This is a genomic window from Pontibacillus salipaludis, assembly GCF_014642405.1.
Taxonomy (GTDB): domain Bacteria; phylum Bacillota; class Bacilli; order Bacillales; family BH030062; genus Pontibacillus; species Pontibacillus salipaludis.
The window spans coordinates 81,256-104,287 of record NZ_BMIN01000013.1 but is presented as its reverse complement, the minus strand read 5'-3'; the positions used below and the strand labels follow the sequence as shown (position 1 = coordinate 104,287).

At 39.2% G+C, this 23,032-nt stretch carries 23 protein-coding genes; 14 read left to right on the top strand and 9 right to left on the bottom strand.

Going from position 1 to position 23,032, the window contains the following annotated elements:
* Positions 1-131 precede the first annotated feature (131 nt).
* A complete protein-coding gene (locus IEW76_RS14285; protein WP_188654953.1) occupies positions 132-1,676 on the bottom strand; it encodes a glycine betaine uptake BCCT transporter in 1,545 nt (514 codons plus the stop codon).
* Positions 1,677-1,743: 67 nt separating this feature from the next.
* On the bottom strand, positions 1,744-2,805 hold the full coding sequence (locus tag IEW76_RS14280) for an FUSC family protein (protein WP_188654951.1): 1,062 nt from the start codon (positions 2,803-2,805) through the stop codon (positions 1,744-1,746).
* Between the two features lie 149 nt (positions 2,806-2,954).
* Between IEW76_RS14280 and IEW76_RS14275 the strand changes: the two genes are divergently transcribed.
* Both IEW76_RS14275 and IEW76_RS14270 read left to right on the top strand, forming a co-directional pair.
* A complete protein-coding gene (locus IEW76_RS14275) occupies positions 2,955-3,860 on the top strand; it encodes a polysaccharide deacetylase family protein (protein ID WP_229721246.1) in 906 nt (301 codons plus the stop codon).
* Positions 3,861-4,197: 337 nt separating this feature from the next.
* Positions 4,198-4,305: a GapA-binding peptide SR1P gene (locus IEW76_RS14270; protein WP_188654949.1), complete on the top strand. Its 108-nt coding sequence runs from the start codon at positions 4,198-4,200 to the stop codon at positions 4,303-4,305.
* Positions 4,306-4,409: 104 nt separating this feature from the next.
* Here IEW76_RS14270 and IEW76_RS14265 read toward each other — a convergent pair whose 3' ends face one another.
* Positions 4,410-5,882 carry an aminotransferase class I/II-fold pyridoxal phosphate-dependent enzyme gene (locus IEW76_RS14265; RefSeq protein WP_188654947.1) on the bottom strand — a complete coding sequence of 491 codons (1,473 nt, stop codon included), beginning with the start codon at positions 5,880-5,882 and terminating at the stop codon, positions 4,410-4,412.
* Positions 5,883-6,019: 137 nt separating this feature from the next.
* On the opposite strand from IEW76_RS14265, the gene IEW76_RS14260 reads away from it, so the two are divergent.
* Complete coding sequence (locus IEW76_RS14260) at positions 6,020-6,976, top strand: NAD(P)H-dependent flavin oxidoreductase (RefSeq protein ID WP_188654945.1); 957 nt, start codon at positions 6,020-6,022, stop codon at positions 6,974-6,976.
* An 11-nt stretch (positions 6,977-6,987) separates the two neighbouring features.
* The gene (locus tag IEW76_RS14255) at positions 6,988-7,266 is read left to right on the top strand and encodes a UPF0223 family protein (protein ID WP_188654943.1); all 279 of its coding nucleotides are present in this window, start codon (positions 6,988-6,990) and stop codon (positions 7,264-7,266) included.
* Between the two features lie 128 nt (positions 7,267-7,394).
* On the opposite strand, the gene typA is transcribed toward IEW76_RS14255, so the two are convergent.
* Positions 7,395-9,221 (bottom strand): translational GTPase TypA, encoded by a 1,827-nt coding sequence (typA, locus tag IEW76_RS14250; protein ID WP_188654941.1) that lies wholly within the window; start codon positions 9,219-9,221, stop codon positions 7,395-7,397.
* Between the two features lie 197 nt (positions 9,222-9,418).
* On the bottom strand, positions 9,419-10,054 hold the full coding sequence (locus tag IEW76_RS14245; RefSeq protein ID WP_188654939.1) for a YktB family protein: 636 nt from the start codon (positions 10,052-10,054) through the stop codon (positions 9,419-9,421).
* Between the two features lie 190 nt (positions 10,055-10,244).
* On the opposite strand from IEW76_RS14245, the gene IEW76_RS14240 reads away from it, so the two are divergent.
* From IEW76_RS14240 to IEW76_RS14230, 3 genes are all read left to right on the top strand, one after another.
* Positions 10,245-10,433 (top strand): YkzI domain-containing protein, encoded by a 189-nt coding sequence (locus tag IEW76_RS14240; RefSeq protein ID WP_188654937.1) that lies wholly within the window; start codon positions 10,245-10,247, stop codon positions 10,431-10,433.
* A 229-nt stretch (positions 10,434-10,662) separates the two neighbouring features.
* On the top strand, positions 10,663-11,469 hold the full coding sequence (locus IEW76_RS14235; protein WP_188654935.1) for an inositol monophosphatase family protein: 807 nt from the start codon (positions 10,663-10,665) through the stop codon (positions 11,467-11,469).
* Between the two features lie 71 nt (positions 11,470-11,540).
* Complete coding sequence (locus IEW76_RS14230; protein WP_188654933.1) at positions 11,541-12,104, top strand: YczE/YyaS/YitT family protein; 564 nt, start codon at positions 11,541-11,543, stop codon at positions 12,102-12,104.
* 47 nt (positions 12,105-12,151) lie between these two features.
* Here IEW76_RS14230 and IEW76_RS14225 read toward each other — a convergent pair whose 3' ends face one another.
* Entirely contained in the window at positions 12,152-12,334 is a 183-nt protein-coding gene (locus IEW76_RS14225; protein WP_188654931.1) for a DUF5325 family protein, read from the bottom strand.
* A gap of 148 nt (positions 12,335-12,482) precedes the next feature.
* Between IEW76_RS14225 and IEW76_RS14220 the strand changes: the two genes are divergently transcribed.
* Positions 12,483-12,863, top strand: a complete 381-nt coding sequence (locus IEW76_RS14220) for a YlaH-like family protein (protein WP_188654929.1) — start codon at positions 12,483-12,485, stop codon at positions 12,861-12,863.
* Between the two features lie 35 nt (positions 12,864-12,898).
* On the opposite strand, the gene IEW76_RS14215 is transcribed toward IEW76_RS14220, so the two are convergent.
* On the bottom strand, positions 12,899-13,102 hold the full coding sequence (locus tag IEW76_RS14215; protein ID WP_188654926.1) for a YlaI family protein: 204 nt from the start codon (positions 13,100-13,102) through the stop codon (positions 12,899-12,901).
* A gap of 288 nt (positions 13,103-13,390) precedes the next feature.
* Here IEW76_RS14215 and IEW76_RS14210 point away from each other — a divergent pair, with 288 nt between their 5' ends.
* Positions 13,391-13,690 (top strand): YbyB family protein, encoded by a 300-nt coding sequence (locus IEW76_RS14210; protein WP_036780901.1) that lies wholly within the window; start codon positions 13,391-13,393, stop codon positions 13,688-13,690.
* Positions 13,691-13,693: 3 nt separating this feature from the next.
* Here the strand turns inward: IEW76_RS14210 and IEW76_RS14205 are convergent, their stop codons facing one another.
* Positions 13,694-14,299, bottom strand: coding sequence for a YhcN/YlaJ family sporulation lipoprotein (locus IEW76_RS14205; RefSeq protein ID WP_188654924.1), 606 nt, complete (start codon positions 14,297-14,299; stop codon positions 13,694-13,696).
* Between the two features lie 121 nt (positions 14,300-14,420).
* Between IEW76_RS14205 and IEW76_RS14200 the strand changes: the two genes are divergently transcribed.
* Positions 14,421-15,749 carry a PhoH family protein gene (locus IEW76_RS14200; RefSeq protein WP_188654922.1) on the top strand — a complete coding sequence of 443 codons (1,329 nt, stop codon included), beginning with the start codon at positions 14,421-14,423 and terminating at the stop codon, positions 15,747-15,749.
* Between the two features lie 47 nt (positions 15,750-15,796).
* Here IEW76_RS14200 and IEW76_RS14195 read toward each other — a convergent pair whose 3' ends face one another.
* Positions 15,797-16,288 carry a molybdopterin-binding protein gene (locus IEW76_RS14195; protein ID WP_188654921.1) on the bottom strand — a complete coding sequence of 164 codons (492 nt, stop codon included), beginning with the start codon at positions 16,286-16,288 and terminating at the stop codon, positions 15,797-15,799.
* A gap of 82 nt (positions 16,289-16,370) precedes the next feature.
* Between IEW76_RS14195 and glsA the strand changes: the two genes are divergently transcribed.
* The 4 genes from glsA to pyc all read left to right on the top strand — a co-directional run bounded on the left by glsA (position 16,371) and on the right by pyc (position 22,961).
* A complete protein-coding gene (glsA, locus tag IEW76_RS14190; protein WP_188654919.1) occupies positions 16,371-17,303 on the top strand; it encodes a glutaminase A in 933 nt (310 codons plus the stop codon).
* A gap of 506 nt (positions 17,304-17,809) precedes the next feature.
* A complete protein-coding gene (locus IEW76_RS14185) occupies positions 17,810-18,091 on the top strand; it encodes an Fpa/YlaN family protein (RefSeq protein WP_036780890.1) in 282 nt (93 codons plus the stop codon).
* 212 nt (positions 18,092-18,303) lie between these two features.
* The gene (gene ftsW, locus IEW76_RS14180) at positions 18,304-19,551 is read left to right on the top strand and encodes a putative lipid II flippase FtsW (protein ID WP_188654917.1); all 1,248 of its coding nucleotides are present in this window, start codon (positions 18,304-18,306) and stop codon (positions 19,549-19,551) included.
* Positions 19,518-22,961: a pyruvate carboxylase gene (gene pyc, locus IEW76_RS14175; RefSeq protein WP_188654915.1), complete on the top strand. Its 3,444-nt coding sequence runs from the start codon at positions 19,518-19,520 to the stop codon at positions 22,959-22,961. Before ftsW ends, pyc begins: the two co-directional genes overlap by 34 nt.
* The last annotated feature ends 71 nt before the right edge of the window (positions 22,962-23,032 follow it).

Below are 23,032 nucleotides of genomic sequence, written 5' to 3'. Positions count from 1 at the left end.
ACACATAATAGCAAGCTTTGCATTAATCACGGGAGGGCATATGCTATATTCTTGGATTACAATTTTATGATATGGATTACCAAAATAAAAACGCTTAGAGTTCATTGCTCTAAGCGTTATGTCGTTATAGTCTAATTCTCTTCCTTCAGCTTTCTTTTCTGTCTGGTTAACGGATACCGTTGAGCCTCTTCTTTAAATGATTTTAGAAGGGAGAAAACCATTAAAATCATAATCATGGCAAAAGGGAATGCGGCTATAATGGCAGCCGTTTGTAAGGCGCCTAAGCCTCCTTGCCAAAGTAAAACAGCAGCTGCGGTAGATTGTACAAGCCCCCAAATGAATTTCACTTGATTAGAAGGATTAAGGTCTCCATTAGTTGTCTGCATCCCTAACACGAAGGTGGCCGAGTCAGCTGATGTTATAAAAAACGTGCTAATGAGTAAGATGGCAATAACAGACATGACCCCTCCTATGGGGACTTGATCTAATACGCTGAATAAAGCCACTTCTGAACCGTTCTCTGCTACTAGCTCTTGTATCTTCGCATCTTCAAAAAACTCTAAATTAATCGCTGTTCCACCAAACACTGAAAACCATAAGGCTCCGAATATAGTGGGCACAAGCAAAACTCCTAAAATAAATTCACGAACAGTGCGTCCTTTAGAAACACGGGCGATAAATGTTCCTACAAATGGAGCCCATGCAATCCACCAAGCCCAGTAAAAGATCGTCCAGTCCTGGGTCCATGAATTCTGTTCAAATGGACTAAGTTTAAAGCTCATGGAAGGCAAGTTTTGTAAGTAACTGCCGAATGTGGTGGTAAACAGGTCCATGATAAAGTTTGTAGGGCCTGCAAATAATAGGAAAAGCATTAAAGCAATAGCCAGTACAATATTGGTATTACTTAAGTATTTAATTCCTTTATTTAAACCTGTTTGAGCGGAAATCATGTAAAGAAACGTCACGATTAAAATAATGATTAATTGAACCGTAAATGTATCTTCTAAACCATCAATTAAATACGTGACTCCTCCTGAGATCTGTTTAGCACCAAAACCAAGTGAAGTAGCTACCCCGAAAATAGTGGCAAAAACAGCAATAAAATCAACAAGCGTCCCAAGAGCACCATTTGTACGCTTTTCCCCCAGTAATGGTGTTAGAATCGAGCTTATTAACCCTGGCGCTTCTTTTCTAAATTGAAAATAGGCTAAGGCGAGGGCAATGATTGCGTAAATGCCCCACGGATGTAGTCCCCAATGGAAGAAGCTGTATCGAAGTGCTTCTCGTGCTGCTGCTGGGGTTTGCGACTCAGCCAGGGGAGGGTTATGGAAATGGGCTATAGGTTCAGCTGCTCCCCAGAAAATCAGTCCAATACCCATCCCTGCGCTAAACAGCATGGCAAACCATGTAATATACGGGTATTCTGGTTCATCTGTGTCTTTTCCAAGCTTAATATTTCCATACTTAGAGAAGATCAGAAAAATAGCAAAGATCAAAAATCCAGTTGAAGACAATAAATAGAACCATCCAAACTTCTCAACTAAAAATCCTTGGATATTGCTTGTTACCGCATTTAAGTTGTAATTGGGTAGTGTTTCTTTCGGGATGACTCCCCAGATGATGAATAAAATGGCTACACCAATAGAAAGGAAAAATACCTTTGTTACGTTTTTCATTGAAGTTTCTCATTCCTTTCAGGATACCTTGCAAAAGCAAGCAATGACCTGATGAGATCTTCAAACATTAATCCTGAAGCTGTATTAGACGATATTTATCACGTGAAATTTCTTCTAATTCCTCTAATACGTCATGCAGACAAAGTAGCTCATAAATGACGATTGTTTGAGGTGGGAAGTGGTGGCGATATTTTGAATTTTGCTCAATATGCTCCTCTTTCCAATGCCAAAACTCTTTGTCTAACGCTTCAATTTGTTTGAAGTGTTCATCTGTCATTTCATGTGATGGTGTTCTTAATATTTCCGCCATCGAAGAAATGATACTTAAGATTAAGGATTTTTCATCTTTACTGAAGGCATTCACATTTAAGTTAACGTACTGTAGGTTCCCTAAATGGTAAACAATTTGTTGTAACGTGTTTAATTTCTTTTGAGCATATTGGAAGGCTTGCATGTCTTGTTTAGAATGCTTATGGTATTTCCATTCTTCACGCTGGAATTGAGAAAGTTGATACGTCTTCTCGAGCTTAAAGGTTAATTGTCTATAAGTTCTTTGCATTCTGCGACTTTCTTCAGATTGCTTGTCCATACAAGTTTGGAGCGTATGGTCTAAGATATCAGCTGCCTGACAAAACAATTCCTCTACATTCTTATAGATCATCTTAGAGTAGTCGGGTGGAAGTAAGAAGAAGTTCACAAGGCTTGAGACAATAATACCTATTGATGTGGTACCAAGTCTGCTGAAAAAGGATGCAATGTAATGGCTATCGAAATCAGGAATCATGGCAACGGCCGTTATAGTCGCAACTAATATTCCATCATAGAGCTTTAGACGATAACACACAGCAATGGTAAGTGTTGCTGCCAAAGCAAATGTTAAGGCGTTTTGGCCGAGTATACCAAAGGATAATGCAGCCAAAAGAGCTCCAATAGCAGAAGCAGGAAATCGAACAAGCGCTTTTTTGATGGAGTCTGCAGCTGTGTTCTCAATCGTAACAATGGCTGTGATCACAGCAAAGGTAACGGGCAAATTAAATAATAGACATATAAATGCTGTTACGAAGACAGAAATACCTGTCTTCAGGGTTCGGCTACCTAGAATATTGAATTTTTTTAATAAAGAAACCATCGATCTCACCTTATCAAGTTTATTGAAGGAACAAAGTCCTATTCTATATTTTATTAGATGTTTTTGTTAAAAAACAATAGGATATGGGTAAAGTCTTTATTATAATGGTAATGTGCACCATGTTATTACATATATAGGGGGAAACAAAATTGAAAAAATGGATTATGGTCGTATTACTTGTTTCCATCTTTAGTTTAGCCGCTTGTGCTCAAGATGAAACAACGGGAAAAACAGAAGATGAATCAAACGAACAAGAAACTCAAGAAGAAGTAGAAGATGAATCAATGGCCAACGAAGATGAAAGTAAAGATGAAAACAGTGAGAACAAAGAAGAAAGCGATTCTTCATCCGAAGAGGATGCAGATTCTTCAGATGAAGGTGAAGAGGAAGTAGCAACTGAAGAGCCAGTAAAGCCGAAGTATAAAATTAATGGCGTTTCATCAGTTGTTCCCTTAGATGGAAAAGAAGGTGTAAACGAACAAGTTGTGCTTCTTACAATTGATGACGCCCCTGATGAATACGGTTTAGAAATGGCCAAAACTCTGAAAGAACTAAATGCCCCTGCGATTTTCTTTGTGAATGGCCATTTTATTGAATCAGAAGAAAAGCAAGAAATTCTTAAACAAATTCATGAAATGGGCTTTGAAATAGGGAATCACACCTATACTCACCAAAAGCTTGATGATGTTAGCCAAGAAAAGCAACGAGAGGAAATCGTTTCTCTTAGCAATAAAATTGAAGAGATTATTGGTGAGCGACCGAAGTTCTTCCGCGCTCCTCATGGAGTAAACACGGACTATGCGCTGCAAGTGGTCGAGGAAGAAGGGATGGTTCAGATGAACTGGAGCTTCGGATATGATTTTAAAGCTGATTACATGACTAAAGAATCCATTACAGATATTATGCTCAACACTCCATTACTTGGAAATGGATCAAACCTACTTATGCATGATCGTGAATGGACATCAGCTGCTCTTGAAGATATTGTTCAAGGATTAAAAGATAAAGGCTTTGGATTGGTAGATCCTGATGAAATCAAAACACCAGGTGAATAAAGACTACAAAAGAAGGCTTCTGCAGAAGTCTTCTTTTTTCTTTCATGCATATAAGCCTTGTTTGATGCCCCTTTTACAGAGCTTCACCTATTTACCTTAAATGAAGAATAATTTTCATTAGACAAGCTATATTTAGTGCAGATGCAGCGTATAGATTAGTAAGTAAGGCGTGGGAAGTTTTAGCTTAATTACTATAGAGGGAGGGGAGATTTACTTAATGTATTAGTATTGCCTAAATTATATTATGACATACTAATTAAGGGTTGAAATCTTTTATATGTCATACTATAATGTAATTAAGTTAAATGAAAACGCTAACAAAGGAGTTGGATATTCAATGGGTACTATCGTTTGTCAGGATTGTCAGGGGATCATTGATCACTATGAGGATGAGAAGGTATCAACTCTTTACGGAACATGCACGACTTGCAATGAAGAAGAATAAGTAAGAGGGTTCTATAAGATCACAACCAAAACACATACAAGAGGACGAAATCTATATAGATTTCGTCCTCTGCTCATTTTAATCGCTATTTTGTCTTTATTCGCTTATCGAAATGCTTTATGTTCCTTGATTACACGAATGGTTTCAAGCGTTTCATCTTCTGGTCCTTGAACAGGTAAGCCAGCATCCATATTGGAATGGATGTATTGAATGTTTTCTTTTGTAATGATTTCACCTGGAAGCCATATGGGGATACCAGGGGGATAGACCATAACAAACTCGGCGCTAATCCTTCCAATCGAATGATCTAAGGGAACAATTTCTGTGTCCGCATAAAAAGCATCTCTAGGAGATAGTGCTAGTACCGGAATATCTGGTACTTCTACTTGCAATGGTTCTTCATTTTTATTCTTTACTTCGAATTCTTCTGAAAGTGTTTTTAATGCATGGACCAAGATACCTGTTTCTTCATCTGTATCACCCGGTGTGACAATACAAAGGATGTTATATAAGTCAGAGAGTTCAACTTCAATGTTAAACTGTTCTCTAAGCCACACTTCTACGTCGTACCCGGTAATCCCCAATTGTTTTACCGATATGATGAGTTTCGTCGGATCATAATCATACGTTGCGTTACTCCCAAGTATTTCATCTCCAACGCATAGAAGGTGAGGCACATTGTTGATTTGTTTTCTAGTTTCTTCAGCAAGTTTGATGGTATCTTCAATAAGTCTACGTCCATTAATCGCCAAGTGCTTTCTTGCAGCATCTAAAGAAGCTAACAAGATATAAGATGTAGATGTAGTCGTTAGCATCGAGAGAACTGATTGAACGCGCTCAGGCGTTACATAGTGAGATTTTAAGTTTAAAACAGAGCTTTGCGTTAAAGATCCACCTAATTTGTGTACGCTGGTGGCCGCCATATCTGCTCCGGCTTGCATGGCAGAAAGAGGTAATTCCTCATGGAAATGAATATGCACTCCGTGAGCTTCGTCTACTAAAACGGGTACATCATATGAATGAGCAATTTCAACGATTTTCTTTAAATCAGCTGAAATTCCGAAATAAGTAGGGTTAATGACGAATACACCCTTAGCGTCAGGGTTAGCTGCGAGGGCTTTTTGGACGGCTTCTGGTGTGATCCCGTGAGAGATACCTAAATTCTCATCTAATTCTGGATGAATAAAGACAGGAGTAGCACCTGAAAATATGATAGCTGATGTCACAGATTTATGAACATTCCTAGGAACGACAATCTTATCACCAGGATGGCAAACCGACATAATCATGGCCATGATTGCTCCACTTGTTCCCTGAACAGAGAAGAATGTATGATCGGCACCAAATGCCTCTGCAGCAAGGTTTTGAGCTTCTTTAATCATGCCATGTGGATGGTGGAGGTCATCCAAAGGACTAATGTTAATTAAATCAATAGATAGAGCCTGATCCCCTATGAATTTTCTAAATTCCTCATCCATCCCTTTTCCTGTCTTATGACCAGGGATGTGGAATTGAACAGGGTTTTGTTTCGCGTGTTCTAATAGCCCTGTAAACAAGGGCGTGCGCTGTTGGGACAAATACAACACCTCTTAATCATTTAGTAAAGCAAAGAAAGTATAGCAAAAGAGGGGGAGAAAAGCTAGATACTCACACAAAAAATTGTTTTCTGATACGATAAAAGTTAATTGAATATTTTGACTGAGGAGGGCGCGGAATGTATGAGACGCGTGTTACACGTTTATTAAATATAAAATATCCGATTATTCAAGGTGGTTTAGCTTATTTAGCCTATTCAGACCTTGCTTCAGCTGTATCAAATTCAGGCGGGCTTGGGCAAATTACAGCGATGAGTTTATCGTCACCAGAAGCATTAAAAGAAGAAATACATAAGGTAAAACAAAAAACAGACAAACCTTTCGGAGTAAATTTTGCCATAGGGCAACACGGAAGACCTTTCGAACATATGGTTCAAGTAGCAATTGATGAACAGGTACCCGTAATATCTGTAACAGGTGGAAACCCTAAACCGGTTTTAGATATGGTGAAACCTTATTCCATAAAGACCCTTGTTCTAGTTGCAGCAAAGCGTCAAGCTATTAAAGCGGAAGCGTTAGGCGCTGACGCCGTGATGGTTGTTGGACAAGAAGGAGGAGGGCATCTTGGAAGAGGTGATGTAGGGACGATGGTTCTTACCCCTCAGGTTGTTGATGCAGTATCCATACCAGTTATCGCTTCAGGTGGCATTGGAGACGGAAGGGGGGTTATGGCGGCGCTTGCCCTAGGGGCAGATGGAATTGAGATGGGAACTCGTTTTATCGCTACAAAAGAGTGTCGTCATGCTCACCCTTCTTATAAACAAGCCATCATTGAAGGGGATGAACAAGCAACTGTAGTCATTAAACGCTCCCTTGGAACCCCTGCAAGAGCTTTGTTAAATCCATGGACAGAAGAAATTCTGAAATTAGAACAAGACGATCCCGGTATAAGCGTGTTAAAATCGTATATCGACGGGGAAGCAAACAAACGATATATTTATGAAGGAGACCAAAAAAAAGGATTTGGCTGGGCTGGACAAGTAATAGGGAGAATTGAAGATATTCCTACTGTAGAAATCTTGATACAAAGAATAATTGCTGAAGCAGACCAGATTCGAACGAAGTGGCAAAGATAAGGAGAGAAACTATGAGTGCTGATTATAATTATCCGTTAGATACAGAACACTGGAGTACAGAAGAGATTATTGATGTTGTTAACCTCTATAACTTGGTAGAGAAAGCAAACGAGTCAGGAGTTAAGAGGGAAGACTTGATGGTTGCCTATACTCGTTTTAAGCAAATCGTACCTTCAAAGAGTGAAGAGAAGACTCTAGGAGCAGAATTTGAGCAACAATCAGGTTATTCTCTATATAAAACGATAAAGGCAGCTCGTGATGCTTCAGATGGCGATATAGTAAAAGTATAAGTTTTCAGATAGTAAAATGACTGAATCCAGAGATGGATTCAGTCATTTTTAATGTTTGTTCGGTAATATATAGAGATAATTCAAAAGGAAAAAGGCTGTTCCATAATAGAACAGCCTTTTTAAAAACTTTATTGTTTACCTTTTTTAGCGTCTTTTTCACGTTCGTTTTTGTTTAGGATCTTCTTACGTAGACGTACGTTTTCTGGTGTAACTTCACAGAATTCGTCATCGTCAAGGTATTGGATCGCTTCTTCAAGCGTCATTTTACGAACACCTTTGATTGTATTCGTTTGGTCCTTGTTTGCTGAACGGATATTTGTAAGGTGCTTTTCTTTCGTGATGTTTACCGTTAAGTCGTTCTCACGGTTGTGCTCACCAACAATCATACCTGCGTATACATCTGTTGTTGGTTCAACAAAGATTGTACCGCGGTCTTCTAGCTGCATGATTCCGTAAGTGGAGGCTTTACCATTTTCTAGAGCAACAAGTACTCCACGACGACGTCCACCAACTGAACCTTCTACAACAGGCTCATAGCCATCAAATGTATGGTTAAGGATACCGTAACCACGCGTTTGAGACATGAATTCCGTTGCATAACCGATTAGGCCACGGGAAGGGACTTTGAACTCTAAGCGAACTTGGCCATTACCATCGTTCATCATATCTAACATTTCACCTTTACGGTAGCCTAGAGATTCCATAACGGTACCTTGGTAATCTTCTGGTACGTCCACTTGTACGCGTTCCATTGGTTCGCATTTTACACCATCAACTTCTTTGATGATTACTTGTGGTTTTGAAATCTGTAGCTCGTAACCTTCACGGCGCATGTTCTCAATCAGAATAGATAAGTGAAGCTCACCACGACCACTTACGATCCATTTATCAGGAGATTCTGTTTCTTGAACACGTAAACTAACGTCTGTTTCTAACTGTGTTAGAAGGCGTTCTTCAATCTTACGCGCCGTGATGAATTTACCTTCTTTACCAGCAAATGGACTGTTGTTTACTAGGAACGTCATTTGAAGAGTAGGCTCATCAATACGTGGGATCGGTAACGCTTCTGGTGAATCTTGACTCGTTACTGTTTCACCGACGTTAATTCCTTCAAGACCAGCTACTGCGACAATGTCACCTGCTTTGGCTTCTTGAATTTCAACACGTTTCAGTCCAATGAAGCCATACAGCTTCGAAATGCGGAAGTTTTGAACAGATCCGTCTTTCTTCATAAGTGATACTGGTTGTCCAACAGCAATACTTCCACGGAAGACACGTCCAACGCCGATACGTCCTACATATTCGTTATAGTCTAGTAACGTGATTTGGAATTGTAATCCTTCGTCAGAATTATCAACTGGAGCAGGGATGTTATCCATAATCGTTGTGAAAATTGGATCCATTGTCTCTTGTTGATCTTCTGGCTCAACCCCTGAAGTTCCTTGAAGTGCAGAAGCATATACAACAGGGAATTCAAGCTGGTCTTCGTCTGCGCCTAATTCGATGAATAGGTCTAATACTTCGTCAACAACTTCTTCTGGACGGGCATTTGGACGGTCGATTTTATTTAATACAACCACTGGTGTTAATTTTTGCTCTAGCGCTTTCTTTAAAACAAAGCGAGTTTGAGGCATACACCCTTCATAGGCATCAACAACAAGTAGTACACCGTCTACCATCTTCATAATCCGTTCCACTTCACCGCCAAAGTCGGCGTGGCCAGGTGTATCTAAAATGTTAATGTGCGTATCGTTATATGAAATGGCTGTGTTTTTCGCTAAAATTGTGATTCCGCGCTCTTTCTCAAGATCGTTGGAATCCATTGCACGATCGTCTACGTGTTCATTATCACGGAATGTACCAGAGTAGTGAAGCATTTGGTCAACTAAAGTAGTTTTACCGTGGTCGACGTGGGCGATAATTGCAATATTTCTTAGGTCTTGTCTTACGTTCATTCCTTAATACTCTCCTCTATAGTTCGAATGGCGTTCTCATTGAACTAAGTTATTATAACATATATCACGGTGTTAATTGTGTTTAGCGTGATAATTTACATAAGTTTAATCCATTACAAGCATGAAAAAACGCCTGTGGAAGGCGTTTTTCAAGAAACTAAGCAATAGCTTTGACAACTTTTTACCCTTTTAAACCTTTAACCGACCTCTTTTGTTAGCTGGTACAGGTAAGAAAGGGTGTTGAATGTTTCTTCACATTTATTCAAAAACGCATCCCGATCTTTAAGGATAACATCATTTCGGTCAATGTGCATACCACAAAGAATTTCAGCTTTTTTTACAGATTGTAAACGATCCAACAGTTGCGTGAAATCATTTTCGTTTAAATCTTTATTAGGTGTTGCGCCAGGTTTTGTATGATCCTTTGACCAAACGAAATCAGCAGGTATATGATCCCTAACTTCTTCTTGATGTTTCTTAAGTACTTGAGCATAGTCTTCTTTAATTGGACTTTCATAAATCATAGCAAACCAAATGAAAACATGACTTTCCCATAAACCGATTTGGAAGTGAGGAAGTTTCTTATAGCCCCTTTTGCTACTTGCAAGTGCAGCCCATGTGTCATTAGGTGGATTGGTTGTTCTTCTGGCATGTTTGGCCACATGAACATGCATTTCATCTCCTGTTAAAGCTGTTAAAGCAGGTGCGAGCTCTTCTGCAATTGATTCTAATTTGGGTGAAACCTCACTCTTTAATGCACTCATACGATCTTCAAGCCCATCAATTTTAAAAACGTCAAAATCTTTTTCTGTAAATCCGTTAAACTGTGTCATATATGAACTCCTTTCTTTCATTACAAACGTTATACTATAAAATTCTATCATAGATCTTATCAAGGCGCCTAACTGCACGGTTGAGGTTTAAATCGGGCGCTATTTGGTTAAATAAAAGTAATAAAACATTTGTCAGATTTGAAGGTTTTCACATATATATACTAAAAGAGCTCTCTAGGAGGAGTCGCAAATGAAACGAGTAATGGATAGCCTGCGTAAGAGGGAAGTGATGGAGAGGTTACCTGTTGTGAAAATGGAAATTGATTATGAATTAATGACACTTTTTGAAGCGATGGAAGAAGAGGATAACCAACAAGTAAGACAATCCAAAGAGCGTTTAGAACAATTAAGGATGGAATGGGTTCACCTGACTTCATAGCTATACCGAGAACGAGTTCATAGCTCGTTCTTTTTTTACGATTTCTAGGACCACCTTACGTTCCATACAAGTAGACGGGAGCGTTTCTCTATTCATGAACTCTACAGGGATAGGCTATCTAAAGAACGATTTACTGGTGCACTCCGTATAAAAAGTGAAAAAGATGAAGGAATACCAAAATTTTGATACCATTGTAATCAACCTGACTAATAAAAGGAGTTCGACTCGCATGAATGATCAACAAAAGCAACTTATTTTTGAACAAGCTAAACAGTGGATTTTAGAAGCTGGAGAACGAATTCGAGCAAAAATGCACGAACCATTTGTAATCGAGACCAAATCCACCCCGGATGACCTTGTTACAGAGATTGATCAAAACACGGAGCAATTCTTTGCTAAAAAGATACGAGAAACATACCCTGATCATCGCGTTCTAGGAGAAGAAGGGTTTGGCGATGAGTTAGCGGACTTGAATGGCACCGTTTGGATTGTGGATCCAATTGACGGGACCATGAATTTCGTTCATCAAAAACAAAACTTTGCTATTTCTGTAGGGATATATAGCGACGGTATAGGCGAAATAGGCTTTATTTACGATGTTATGGGAGACGTTCTATATCAAAGTAAGCGTGGTGAAGGAGCTTATAAAAATGATCAAAAGCTTTCGCCTCTTTCATCTGATGTTGTTTTGGAAAGGTCGATTGTTGGTTTAAATGCCTTTTGGGCTACAGAAAATCCTCGTGTAGATAAGAATGGAATGCAAGAGCTTATCAGAAAAGTAAGAGGAACACGTTCATACGGATCAGCTGCATTAGAATTTGCCTATGTCGTAGAAGGAAATATGGATGCTTACGTCACAATGCGTCTTGCTCCGTGGGATGTAGCTGCTGGGATTGTGCTTTTAAATGAAGTAGGGGGCATTACTACAAAAGCCGATGGTACAGAAGTAAACATGTTAACGACTAATTCTATAATAGCTTCTAATCCTGCTATTCATCGAGAGATTATTGATAAACACATCGAACTAAAGAAATAATGGGAACGTTTTTTAAATAAGGAGGGGTCTACGTGAATAGAGTACTCTATTACTTAATTGGGTTATGAATTATGACTCTTGGAATTAGCCTCACAATTATAGCTAATCTAGGTACAATGCCTTTTGACTCTCTAAATGTAGGGCTATCAGATGCTGTTGGATTAACTACGGGAACTTGGGAGGTTATTAACGGGTTCTTGCTTGTTTGTATAAATGCCTTTTTAATACGTAAGAAACCAGATCTATTGGCTCTTGGAACAGCAGTTGTAACCGGTATAGGAATAGATTTTTGGCTTCATGGCGTATTTAGTTCAATGGAAGTTGATAGCAGTGGGTTAGCATATAGTTTACTTATAGCTGGTATTCTCCTATTAGGACTTGGTGTGGCGATTTACGTGCGAAGTAAATTTGCCTATAACCCTGTGGATGGATCGATGTTTGTGGTCAGTAAATTGACAGGCTTTAGTTTGGGTATGTCAAAAACCGTTGTAAGCCTCATACTTTTAGCTATTTCCTTGTTAATAGGGGGCCCTATAGGTATAGGGACAGGGGTTGCTATTCTTCTAATAGGCCCGTCTGTTACTATATTTGATAAAGGCTTAAGCCGCATTACAAAAGCTCAAGTTTACTCCTGACTTTTAGGAGGTACTTGAGCTTTTGCTGAAATGGAGTAAGTAAGAAGTTAAGCTTCTTGATTACGCTGCTTACGCTTAACCACGAAGCCAAAGCCCATAACTGAAAATCCTAACAGTAGAAATAGTAGAGAAAAAATCACTGAACGGTATCCTATAGCTACCCCTACTAACATAAAACAAAATACGGCTAAGAGTGCTAGAAGAAAAAGTGGAATGTTTACATTTTTCATTTGTGTTCACCTCTTGTGTGCATGCTAGTAACAAGTTTATCGTATTTTACTTCTTTTGAAAACGAATCCAATAAGAGGGTGGCGGGTAGTCAGAAGATTTAGTATGATAGAAAGAGATCTATGTTACGAGTAATAGGGGGAAACACCGATGAATGAAGCGAGTAATATTCTTCAAATTCCTAATGATCTGTCGCCTGTAGCCAGCTTTCTGTTTAGTAGGTTAGGTGGAGAAATCAATTTGAATAATGATGATGAAGTAGCGCTTGCTATTCGAAGCGTTTTATTTTTATACTTAATTATTCTAGGCTTAGCGATTCTAACTTATAAATTAGGGTTTGCTAAAAAGTTACCAGTCCTTAAATCTGCAGTGATCTACGTTGTTTTAGCTGCAGGGTGCACAATTTTAACAGTGCCACTTGGGTTGTCCCTTCCAATTGCAGAAGGCCTTTTTGTTTCTTCGCTTGTATTGGGAATTTACAGAGTACGTTTACACAATGAACGAAAAGGTAGGAAAACTGAAGCCTCATAAATAGAAAAAGCCTGCACAGCGTGCAGGCTTTTTCTTTATATTAAACTTTCATCATTCTTTGGTTCTCTGTAAAGATTAAAATTACCTGTTGCTTTTCTGGCATTTGTCTTTTCTCCAATTCGATCGTTGCAGGTTGGGCACATATACGTATGAATCCGTTTGTTACGCATACGTTTCGCTTGCAAAGAGTTTCCGTCGATCGAATGGACATCATCGCATAATACACATTTTACACGCATCGGTTTCACCTCAATTATTTCTCTCTTTGCTTTTGTATTATAACATGTTCGTCTCTTATGTACTAATAGATGTTCGAAAATTTGTAAGAAGTGGGGATCAGCGACTAATATGTGACCTATAAGCGGTTATGTGAATGTCCACTTTTATACTCTACTCTCTATTATACAAGTCACTTTATGTGGGGAAGATCTACAGAACAGAAGATATTTATAAGTTTAAAATAGGTTGTTTAGAGCTAACTTTTTATGGGAAAAGGTTAAATAGAATACGGTGAAAGGGTGAAATGGATGAAAAAACGTTGGATTTATTCGGCAGTTGGAGCTGCTAGTGCAGGAGCTGCAATGTACGTACTTAAAGATGAGAAGAGAAGAAATGATTTAAAAGAGCGAGCTAAATCTTTATCAACAACAGTTCAAAATTCCATTCAAAAAGACAACCAAGAGGACCTTCCTGTTGAGAAAGCAGGAGTACCTGAATTCGACCATACTGAAAATACGAAGATGGTTGATGAAGGCTCTCAGTTTGGGGTTCAATACTATAATGAATTGCAAGAAGAAGAAAAAGAGCTAGAAAAGCAAAACACCTAAATCTTAATCAGATTTAGGTGTTTTTTTGTCTTTATAATCATTGGATTGTTCGTCTTGAATTTCTTCAAGCTCATTTTTTTGCTCAGTAGACAATTTTCCTTTGTCTTGATCTGGTTCTGTTGGCTTATTTTCTGGTACAGGAACTTCTGGCATATACCTTCCTACAATAGCTGAAAGTTCATCCGTAATACCTTGAATAGGGTGTCCTTGTCTTATTTTTTTGCCCATCTGTTTAACGCGCTCATAGCCATCAGCATCAGCAATGACAATTGCGTCTTTCCCGTATGGATCTTTCTTTAAAGCTTCAGCTACAGAATACTTAATAGATCCCACTCGTGATCGATCTAGAGATTTATCCACGTCTATAGCGACGACTACATATGGACCTGCTACGACCGCGGTAGCTTTATGAACATCAGGCACTTCATTAGCGACTCTGGCTAAATGTTTAGAACGCTTTCGATTGCTCATTCTTTCTTTTGGAGCGGGATCAGAATCTTGGACTTGGATAGTAGGGCTTTGGTTCTCTTGTTGTGGCAGGCTTTCCTGTTCATTTGATTGACAGGCTGTTAAAGCAATAGCTAAACCAATTATGAAGATATATTTCATAGTTCTCACTCCTTTATTTGTTGTTATATTTTGAAGTTCGTCTAACTTTATACATACAAGCATATAGTGGAAGTAGGAAGCCTTGCCAAACAATGTAGACCAATTCTCAGGAGGCGGCTGAATGGAAAAAATTTATGTGTTAGATACAAACGTGTTGTTACAAGACCCACGATCAATTTATACTTTTGGTCATAATGAGGTCGTTATTCCAGCCATCGTACTGGAAGAAGTGGATTCAAAAAAAAGAAACATGGATGAAGTTGGGCGGAATGCCAGAGAAGTGTCAAGAATTATGGATCGGTTGAGGTTAATGGGGAAGCTCCACGAGGGCGTTCAACTTGAAAGTGGAGGTACACTTAGAGTTGAATTAAATCACAGGTCATTTACGAAGCTAGAAGAAGTGTTTATGGAACGTACAAATGATAACCGGATTTTAGCGGTCACGCTTAACTTGCATCTTGAGGAGAAGGATAAAAGCGCAGGAAGACAAGTTGTTTTAGTTTCAAAAGACATGTTAATGCGAATTAAAGCTGATGCTATTGGACTTGTTGCTGAAGACTTTCTTAGTGAAAGAGCCGTCAATGAAGACACAATCCTAAATGGTTTTAAGGAACTTTATGTGAATGAAGATGAAATTAATTTATTTTTCCAAACGGGGGAATTAGCTCTATCGAAAGAGTTGTTAGCATCTCTCCATCCAAATGAATTTATGATTTTAAAAAACCGAGCTAATCCTTCTCACTCCGCTATAGGCATTGTAAGACATCATGAAGGTCTTCTGCAGAAGTGCAGGTTCCAAAATGAACAAGCATGGGGGATAAGGCCAAGGAACGCTCAGCAGGTCATGGCTTTGGAGTTATTGTTAAGGCGGGATATTCCTTTGGTTACGATGATTGGGAAAGCTGGTACAGGTAAGACTTTACTTGCTTTAGCAGCAGGACTTATGCAAATTGAAGATTATGGTTTCTATAAAAAGCTTCTTGTAGCCCGTCCTATTGTGCCTTTAGGGAAAGATTTAGGCTATCTGCCAGGGGAGAAAGAAGAGAAATTAAGACCTTGGATGCAGCCGATTTATGATAACTTGGAATATTTGTTTGATGTAAAGAAACCGGGGGAACTTGATCAAATCTTGTCCGGTATCGGTTCAATACAAGTTGAAGCACTAACTTATATAAGAGGAAGAAGTATTCCTGAGCAGCTGATTCTTATTGATGAAGCTCAAAATCTTACTAAGCATGAAGTGAAAACAATACTAACTAGGATTGGCGAGGGAAGTAAAGTCGTCTTATTAGGAGATCCTCATCAAATAGACCATCCTTATTTAGATGAATTTAATAACGGTCTTATTCACGTAGTAGAGAAATTTAAGGATCAAAACTTAAGTGGACACGTAAAGCTAGTTAAAGGTGAGCGTTCACCTTTAGCTCAGCTATCAGCAGATTTTCTATAGTAATAAACCCCGGTCATATATATGACCGGGGTTTATTCATTTACATATCAATCAATCACAATTTTTTTGACACCTTTTACAGGCTCGTCTTTATTTGAGCCATCTTGAAAGTACACATGAACGGGACCTTCTTGGTTTAAAGGCTTGCCATCTTGTGAAAATAAAAAGAGAGACTGGTTTAAATCGTCTAGCGTAATGGTTTTATCTCCAGATTCAGTTACGAGTAAAGCATTTTTTGCTTCATCTTTAATCTCAGCATTCTTTAAAAAGTGGTGAATGGGCATAACATAAGTACCCTCTAGTATTTTTTTCTTATCGTATTTGGAGATGCTTTTATTTACAGGAGGATCAAGTTTTTGTTGATAGACCTCACGATCCCAGAACTCAGAGGCTTTTCTTATTTCATCTTCTTCAGTTGCTTCTGGCGTGGTTTGAAATGTGAACGCTTCCTCAAATGATACTTTGCGATCATCAAAAATCCAAACAGTAGGGTCTAATGTAATGCTATAGTTTACGTTTCCAGTTAATTGTATGATCAATGGTAGACCACCCTTCGTTGTAAAAAGATTCTGAACCTAGTATAACGAACTTAAACCAATCATGCACTAAGGAGGTTTTCAAATGCAGAAAAAAGTAAGTCAGGGAATGGTCGATGAGTGGATAGAACACGTTAGTGCTTTTACTCAATTAGGTAAAGTAGCTGACTATATTCCAGCTCTAGAAAAGCAAGATCGTGAGAATATTGCAATTGGGGTTTATCATTTAGATGGAGAATGTGTTGGGGCAGGTAAAACCGAGAACACATTTACGATACAAAGCATATCTAAAGTTTTAGCATTAGCATTAGCTCTAATGGATCAAGGTGAAGATTATGTGTTTGCCAGAGTAGGAAAAGAACCAAGCGGTGATCCGTTCCATTCAATAGCTAAGCTTGAAACAACAAACCCGTCTAAACCTCTAAACCCCATGATTAACGCAGGTGCTTTAGCTGTTACAAATATGATTGAAGGAACTACACCTGATGAGAAAGTTGGACGTTTGTTAGCATTCGTACATGAATTGGCCAATGATCATAGTATTCAATACGACCAAGAAATTGCGAATTCAGAATATGAAACAGCTTATCTAAATAGATCACTTGCATTCTTTATGAAACAACACCATGTTATTGAAGGATCAATTGAAGAATTGTTAGATACCTATACTAAGCAATGCGCTATTGAAGTGAATATTAAACAGTTGGCTCGTATTGGAGCGGTTTTTGCGAACGAAGGAAAAGACATTGAATCAGGTCGCCAAATCATACCAAGGCAGCTAGCAAGAATATGTAAAACCTTCATGGTAACCTGTGGCATGTATGATGCTTCAGGCTCGTTTGCTATACGAGTAGGTATTCCAGCTAAAAGTGGAGTGTCAGGTGCTGTAATGGGTTCTGTGAAAGACTTTGGAGGAATTGCAGTCTTTGGTCCTGCTCTTGATGAAAAAGGTAATAGCGTCGTGGGCATGCAATTGTTAGAAATGCTCTCAAGTCGGTTAGAGCTATCAATCTTTTAAGTAAGGCTTTGTAAAAGTTTACTGTTGCTATTTATTCAAGAATAGGGCAGGAATGTTGAATACTTAAAGCTGAGACACTTTTTTATGTATGGGGCGTTACGTTTATTGAGATTTAGGGGGTGTCTGGGGAACGACTCGCTTTCCACGGGCGCTTCCTTTCCCTCAATATATGGCAAAGGTGGTTCGGGAAATTGCGAGACTCCTGCGGCAGTAGGAGCCTAGGGGAGACCCCACAGAGAGCGAAAGCGTTCGAGGAGGCTCCCCAGCTCGCCGCGGAAAGCGAGTAATTTCCCGAACCACCTTATCCTCAATCTAGGCAAACGGAAGCCTCCTCTCAACTTCGAGTCTCCCATATAATTGGGCTTATATAGGAAATTAACACCCAATAATGACAGAGTCTAAAATAAAGTAAAAACGTAGTTATCTTTCTGAACTTTCCTTGCATTTTTGTCCCTTAACCTATAATATAAATAAAAGAAAGTCTGTTTTAATCGGAGGGGATTAACGTGTCATCAGAAGTCGCGATCGATCATCGCCAACAAGCCTACGCCCTTCTTAAGGCTGATGCGGATAAAATAGCAAAACTCATCAAAGTTCAGATGGATAACCTAACCATGCCGCAGTGTCCTCTATATGAAGAGGTTCTAGATACCCAAATGTTCGGACTATCACGAGAGATTGATTTCGCTGTCCGCTTGAATTTAATAAGGGAAGAGGATGGGAAGAAGCTTCTCGAGAACTTAGAGCAAGAAATGAATGCTCTACATGAAGCGTCTCAAAAGTCCTGACAGATAAACTCAAATTTCACCCCTCTGGTGAACATTTGAGTTTTTTTACTATCTAGGTATTGAGTAGCGGGAAAAAGGAGTGATATAAACTAGGCTTAAGGAAAAAGTATGATATTGGATAAGAATATTTTTCTTGCAAAGAAGGAATTTGATGCTTTAATCTAGTAAAAAAATATAAGGGATCGAAACCAATTACATAAGGATGAACAACAATGAAAAAATTATGGAAAAACTTTGATTTCACTTTAATCTTTACACCGTTGATCTTAACAGCTTTTGGAGTCGTTATGATTTATAGTGCATCAATGGTTTATGCCGTTGCAAAGTGGGGGTACTCTCCAGATCATTATCTGAACAAGCAATTAATTTGGTGTGGTTTAGGGTTGATTGCATTTACAACAACGATTAGTATACCCTATCAGAAGTATCAGAAATGGATGCCGTTAATCTTGTTCGGCGTTGCGATATTGCTTGCGTTAGTCTGGTCTCCACTTGGGGATTATGTAAATGGTGCTTATTCCTGGCTTGTATTAGGTCCTATTCGAGTTCAGCCGGCAGAGTTAGCGAAGGTAGGCTTAATTATGTATCTTGCCTCTGCACTCGCCAAAAAGCAAGACCGTTTATCGAGCTTTAGAAGAGGTGTTATACCACCATTATTTATTACATTCCTTATTCTTGGGTTAATAATCTGGCAACCGGATGTGGGGACGGCCTCCATCATCGGTCTCATTGCAGCAACGATCTTTTTGAGTGCTGGTATACACCCGAAAATAATAAGCATGTTAGCGGTTCTTGGTGGAGCTTTAATTACCATCTTCATCTTAACGTCCGTTGTGACTGATTCAGAACGTGTTGCTCGTTTTACAGGGGCTTATGAACCCTTCTCAGATCCGGCCGATGATGGTTATCATTTAATACAGTCGTATATTGCAATTGGGACAGGTGGTATAAGTGGTGACGGTCTTGGACAAGGTGTTCAAAAACTGGGTTATCTGCTTGAACCGCACACAGATTTTATTATGGCTGTAATCGCTGAAGAGCTAGGTTTATTAGGAGTATTACTTGGTATTGGACTTCTGACAGTCATCGTACTTCGTGGGTTGTTTATCTCAAGACAATGTAAAGATGCATTTGGAAGTCTTTTGGCAATTGGGATTTCATCAATGGTTGGAATTCAGACCATTATTAACTTGGGGGCTGTAAGTGGCTTGCTTCCAATTACAGGAGTACCCTTGCCATTTTTAAGTTATGGAGGTTCTTCTTTAGTGGTCTTATTGGCCTCTATGGGAATTTTAAATAATATAGCTAGACAGGTGCGTCTAGAAGACAAGCCAAAGGTTTACAACAAGACAGTAACAAATGAAGACAGGTCGAATACAGATGTACCTACGTTACAACAACAAAGAAAAGCTAGGGGAGGAAGACAATGGGTGAACGAAAGAAGATCAATAAGGTATTAGTTGCCAATCGAGGCGAAATTGCTATAAGAGTATTCCGTGCATGTACAGAACTTGATATAAGAACAGTAGCGGTTTACTCAAAGGAAGACAGCGGTTCTTATCACCGTTACAAAGCTGATGAAGCTTACATTGTTGGTGAAGGAAAAAAGCCAATCGACGCATATCTTGATATTGAAGGGATTATTGAAATAGCTAAGAGTGTTGGTGTTGATGCCATCCACCCTGGTTATGGATTCTTATCCGAGAACATTCATTTTGCCAGAAGATGTGAAGAAGAGGGGCTAACATTCATTGGCCCAACAAGTGAACATTTAAATATGTTTGGCGATAAGGTGAAAGCGAGATATCAAGCTGTTCAAGCGGACATTCCAGTTATTCCTGGAACAGATGGGCCTGTTGAGGACATTGAAGAAGTAAAAGCGTTTGGTCGTAAACACGGTTATCCAATCATGATTAAAGCTGCTCTTGGTGGCGGCGGACGTGGAATGCGTATCGTTCGAAGTGAGGCTGCTCTTCAGGATGGGTATGACCGTGCCAAATCTGAGGCGAAAGCAGCATTTGGTAATGACGATGTATACGTTGAGAAGTTAGTTGAAAATCCAAAACATATAGAAGTGCAGATCTTAGGGGACGCCGATGGTAATGTGGTTCATTTATATGAACGAGATTGTTCAGTTCAAAGGCGTCACCAAAAGGTTGTGGAGGTCGCTCCTAGCGTTTCCTTACATAACGATATACGTGAGCGTATGTGTGAGGCTGCTGTTAAGTTAATGAATAATGTCACCTACTTGAATGCAGGAACAGTTGAGTTTCTTGTTTCAGGGGATGAATTCTATTTCATTGAGGTAAATCCACGTGTTCAGGTAGAACACACGATAACAGAATTGATTACCGGTATTGATATCGTGCAAGCTCAAATTATGATTGCTGAAGGGTATAATTTGTTTGATAAGCCAATCAGTATTCCTAAACAGGAAGACATACGTACACATGGCTATGCCATTCAATCTCGTGTAACAACAGAAGATCCACTTAATAACTTTATGCCTGACACAGGGAAAATCATGGCATACCGTTCTGGAGGTGGATTTGGAGTTCGCTTAGATGCTGGAAATGGATTCCAAGGTGCTGTCATATCACCTTATTACGATTCATTGCTAGTGAAGGTTTCTACATGGGCATTAAGTTTTGATCAGGCCGCACATAAAATGGTACGTAACTTACGAGAATTCCGGATAAGAGGGATTAAGACCAATATTCCTTTCCTTGAAAATGTTATCCTGCACAATAAATTTTTGTCAGGGGAGTACAATACAACCTTTATTGACCAGTCACCGGAGTTATTTGTATTTCCGAAAAGAAAAGACAGAGGGACGAAAATGCTCTCTTATATCGGAGCTACAACGGTTAATGGGTTTGAAGGAACTTCTCACAGGAAGAAACCTGCGTTGCCAAAACCTAGAGAACCAGTGGTGAAACATTCTGAACCCATTCCAAATGGAACGAAACAGTTACTTGATGCACAAGGCCCTGAAGCAGTTGCTGAATGGTTAAAGAATAGAAAAGAAGTATTGTATACAGACACTACCTTCAGAGATGCTCATCAGTCTTTATTAGCCACTCGTGTTAGAGGTAAAGATTTAGAGCATATTGCAGAACCAACAGCACGCTTACTCCCTAATCTATTTTCTGTAGAAATGTGGGGAGGAGCAACCTTTGATGTATCCTATCGATTCTTGAAGGAGGATCCTTGGAAGCGTTTGTTAAACATGCGTGAGAAAATGCCAAATATGTTATTCCAAATGCTACTTCGCGCTAGTAACGCGGTTGGGTATAAGAACTATCCTGATAATGTGATAAAGGAATTCGTTGAAAAGAGTGCCCAGGCAGGTATTGATGTCTTCCGAATCTTCGACAGCTTAAACTGGGTGGAAGGGATGAAATTAGCTATTGAAGCGGTAAGAGAAACAGGGAAAATCGCTGAAGCCGCTATGTGTTATACAGGAGACATTTTAGATCCATCCCGCCCTAAATATGACTTGGACTACTATACGAGTTTAGCTAAAGAATTAGAGGATGCAGGCGCTCATATCTTAGCAATTAAGGATATGGCAGGAGTTATGAAGCCAGAAGCGGCCTATCAATTGGTTTCGGCATTAAAAGAAACGATCAATATACCGATTCACCTTCATACTCATGATACAAGCGGAAATGGGATCTTCACTTATGCGCGCGCTATAGAAGCAGGTGTAGATGTAGTTGACGTTGCTGCAAGTACGATGGCCGGATTAACTTCTCAACCAAGTGCCAGCAGTCTGTATTACGCTTTAGAGGGAAATGAGCGAAAGCCAAATGTCGATGTGCAAGCTTACGAAGAATTGGGGCACTACTGGCATGATATTCGAAAGTATTATCAAGATTTCGAGAGTGGCATGATGGCACCTCATTCTGAAGTCTATCAACACGAAATGCCAGGAGGGCAATACAGTAATCTTCAACAGCAAGCAAAGGCTGTTGGGCTTGAATCACGTTGGGACGAAGTGAAACATATGTATCGCAGAGTAAATGATATGTTTGGTGATATTGTTAAAGTAACTCCTTCTTCCAAAGTAGTTGGAGATATGGCACTCTTTATGGTACAGAATGATCTAACTGAGGATGATGTTTATGAAAAAGGTGAATCGATTGATTTTCCTGATTCTGTTCTTGAATTCTTCCAAGGGTATTTAGGTCAACCATACCAAGGCTTCCCTCAAGAGCTTCAACGCATTATTCTAAAAGGGAAGGAACCTTTATCCGTTCGTCCGGGTGAACTACTAGAACCTGTTGATTTTAAAGACCTAAAAGAAAACCTCTTCCAAAAACTAGATCGTCAAGTGACGAGTTTTGATATGATTAGTTATGCACTCTATCCAAAGGTGTTTATGGATTATCATCAATTCTATGAGCAATACGGGGACATGTCTGTGTTAGATACGTTGACATTCTTCTATGGAATGCGTCTTGGCGAAGAAATTGAAGTAGAGATCGAACAAGGAAAAACGTTAATTGTTAAACTTGTTTCGATTGGTGAAGCACAGCCAGATGCTACAAGAGTGGTTTATTTTGAACTAAATGGTCAACCTCGAGAAGTCGTGATAAAAGATCAGAACATTAAAGCGTCTGTAGAAGCTCGTCCTCAAGTGGATAAGCAAAATCCAAAACACATCGGGGCTACGATGCCTGGTACAGTTGTGAGTGTGATCTCGAATAAAGGTGAAACGGTCAATAAAGGAGATCATCTTATGATTACTGAAGCGATGAAGATGGAAACTACGGTTCAAGCACCGTTTGATGGTAAAATTAAAGACATTTACGTTAAAAATGGAGAAGCTATTCATGTAGGTGATTTGTTAATCGAGTTTGAATAACAGTTACAAAAAAACTAGTATGAGCATATTAAAAAACCGTAGAGATCACTCTACGGTTTTTTTTCGTTCCA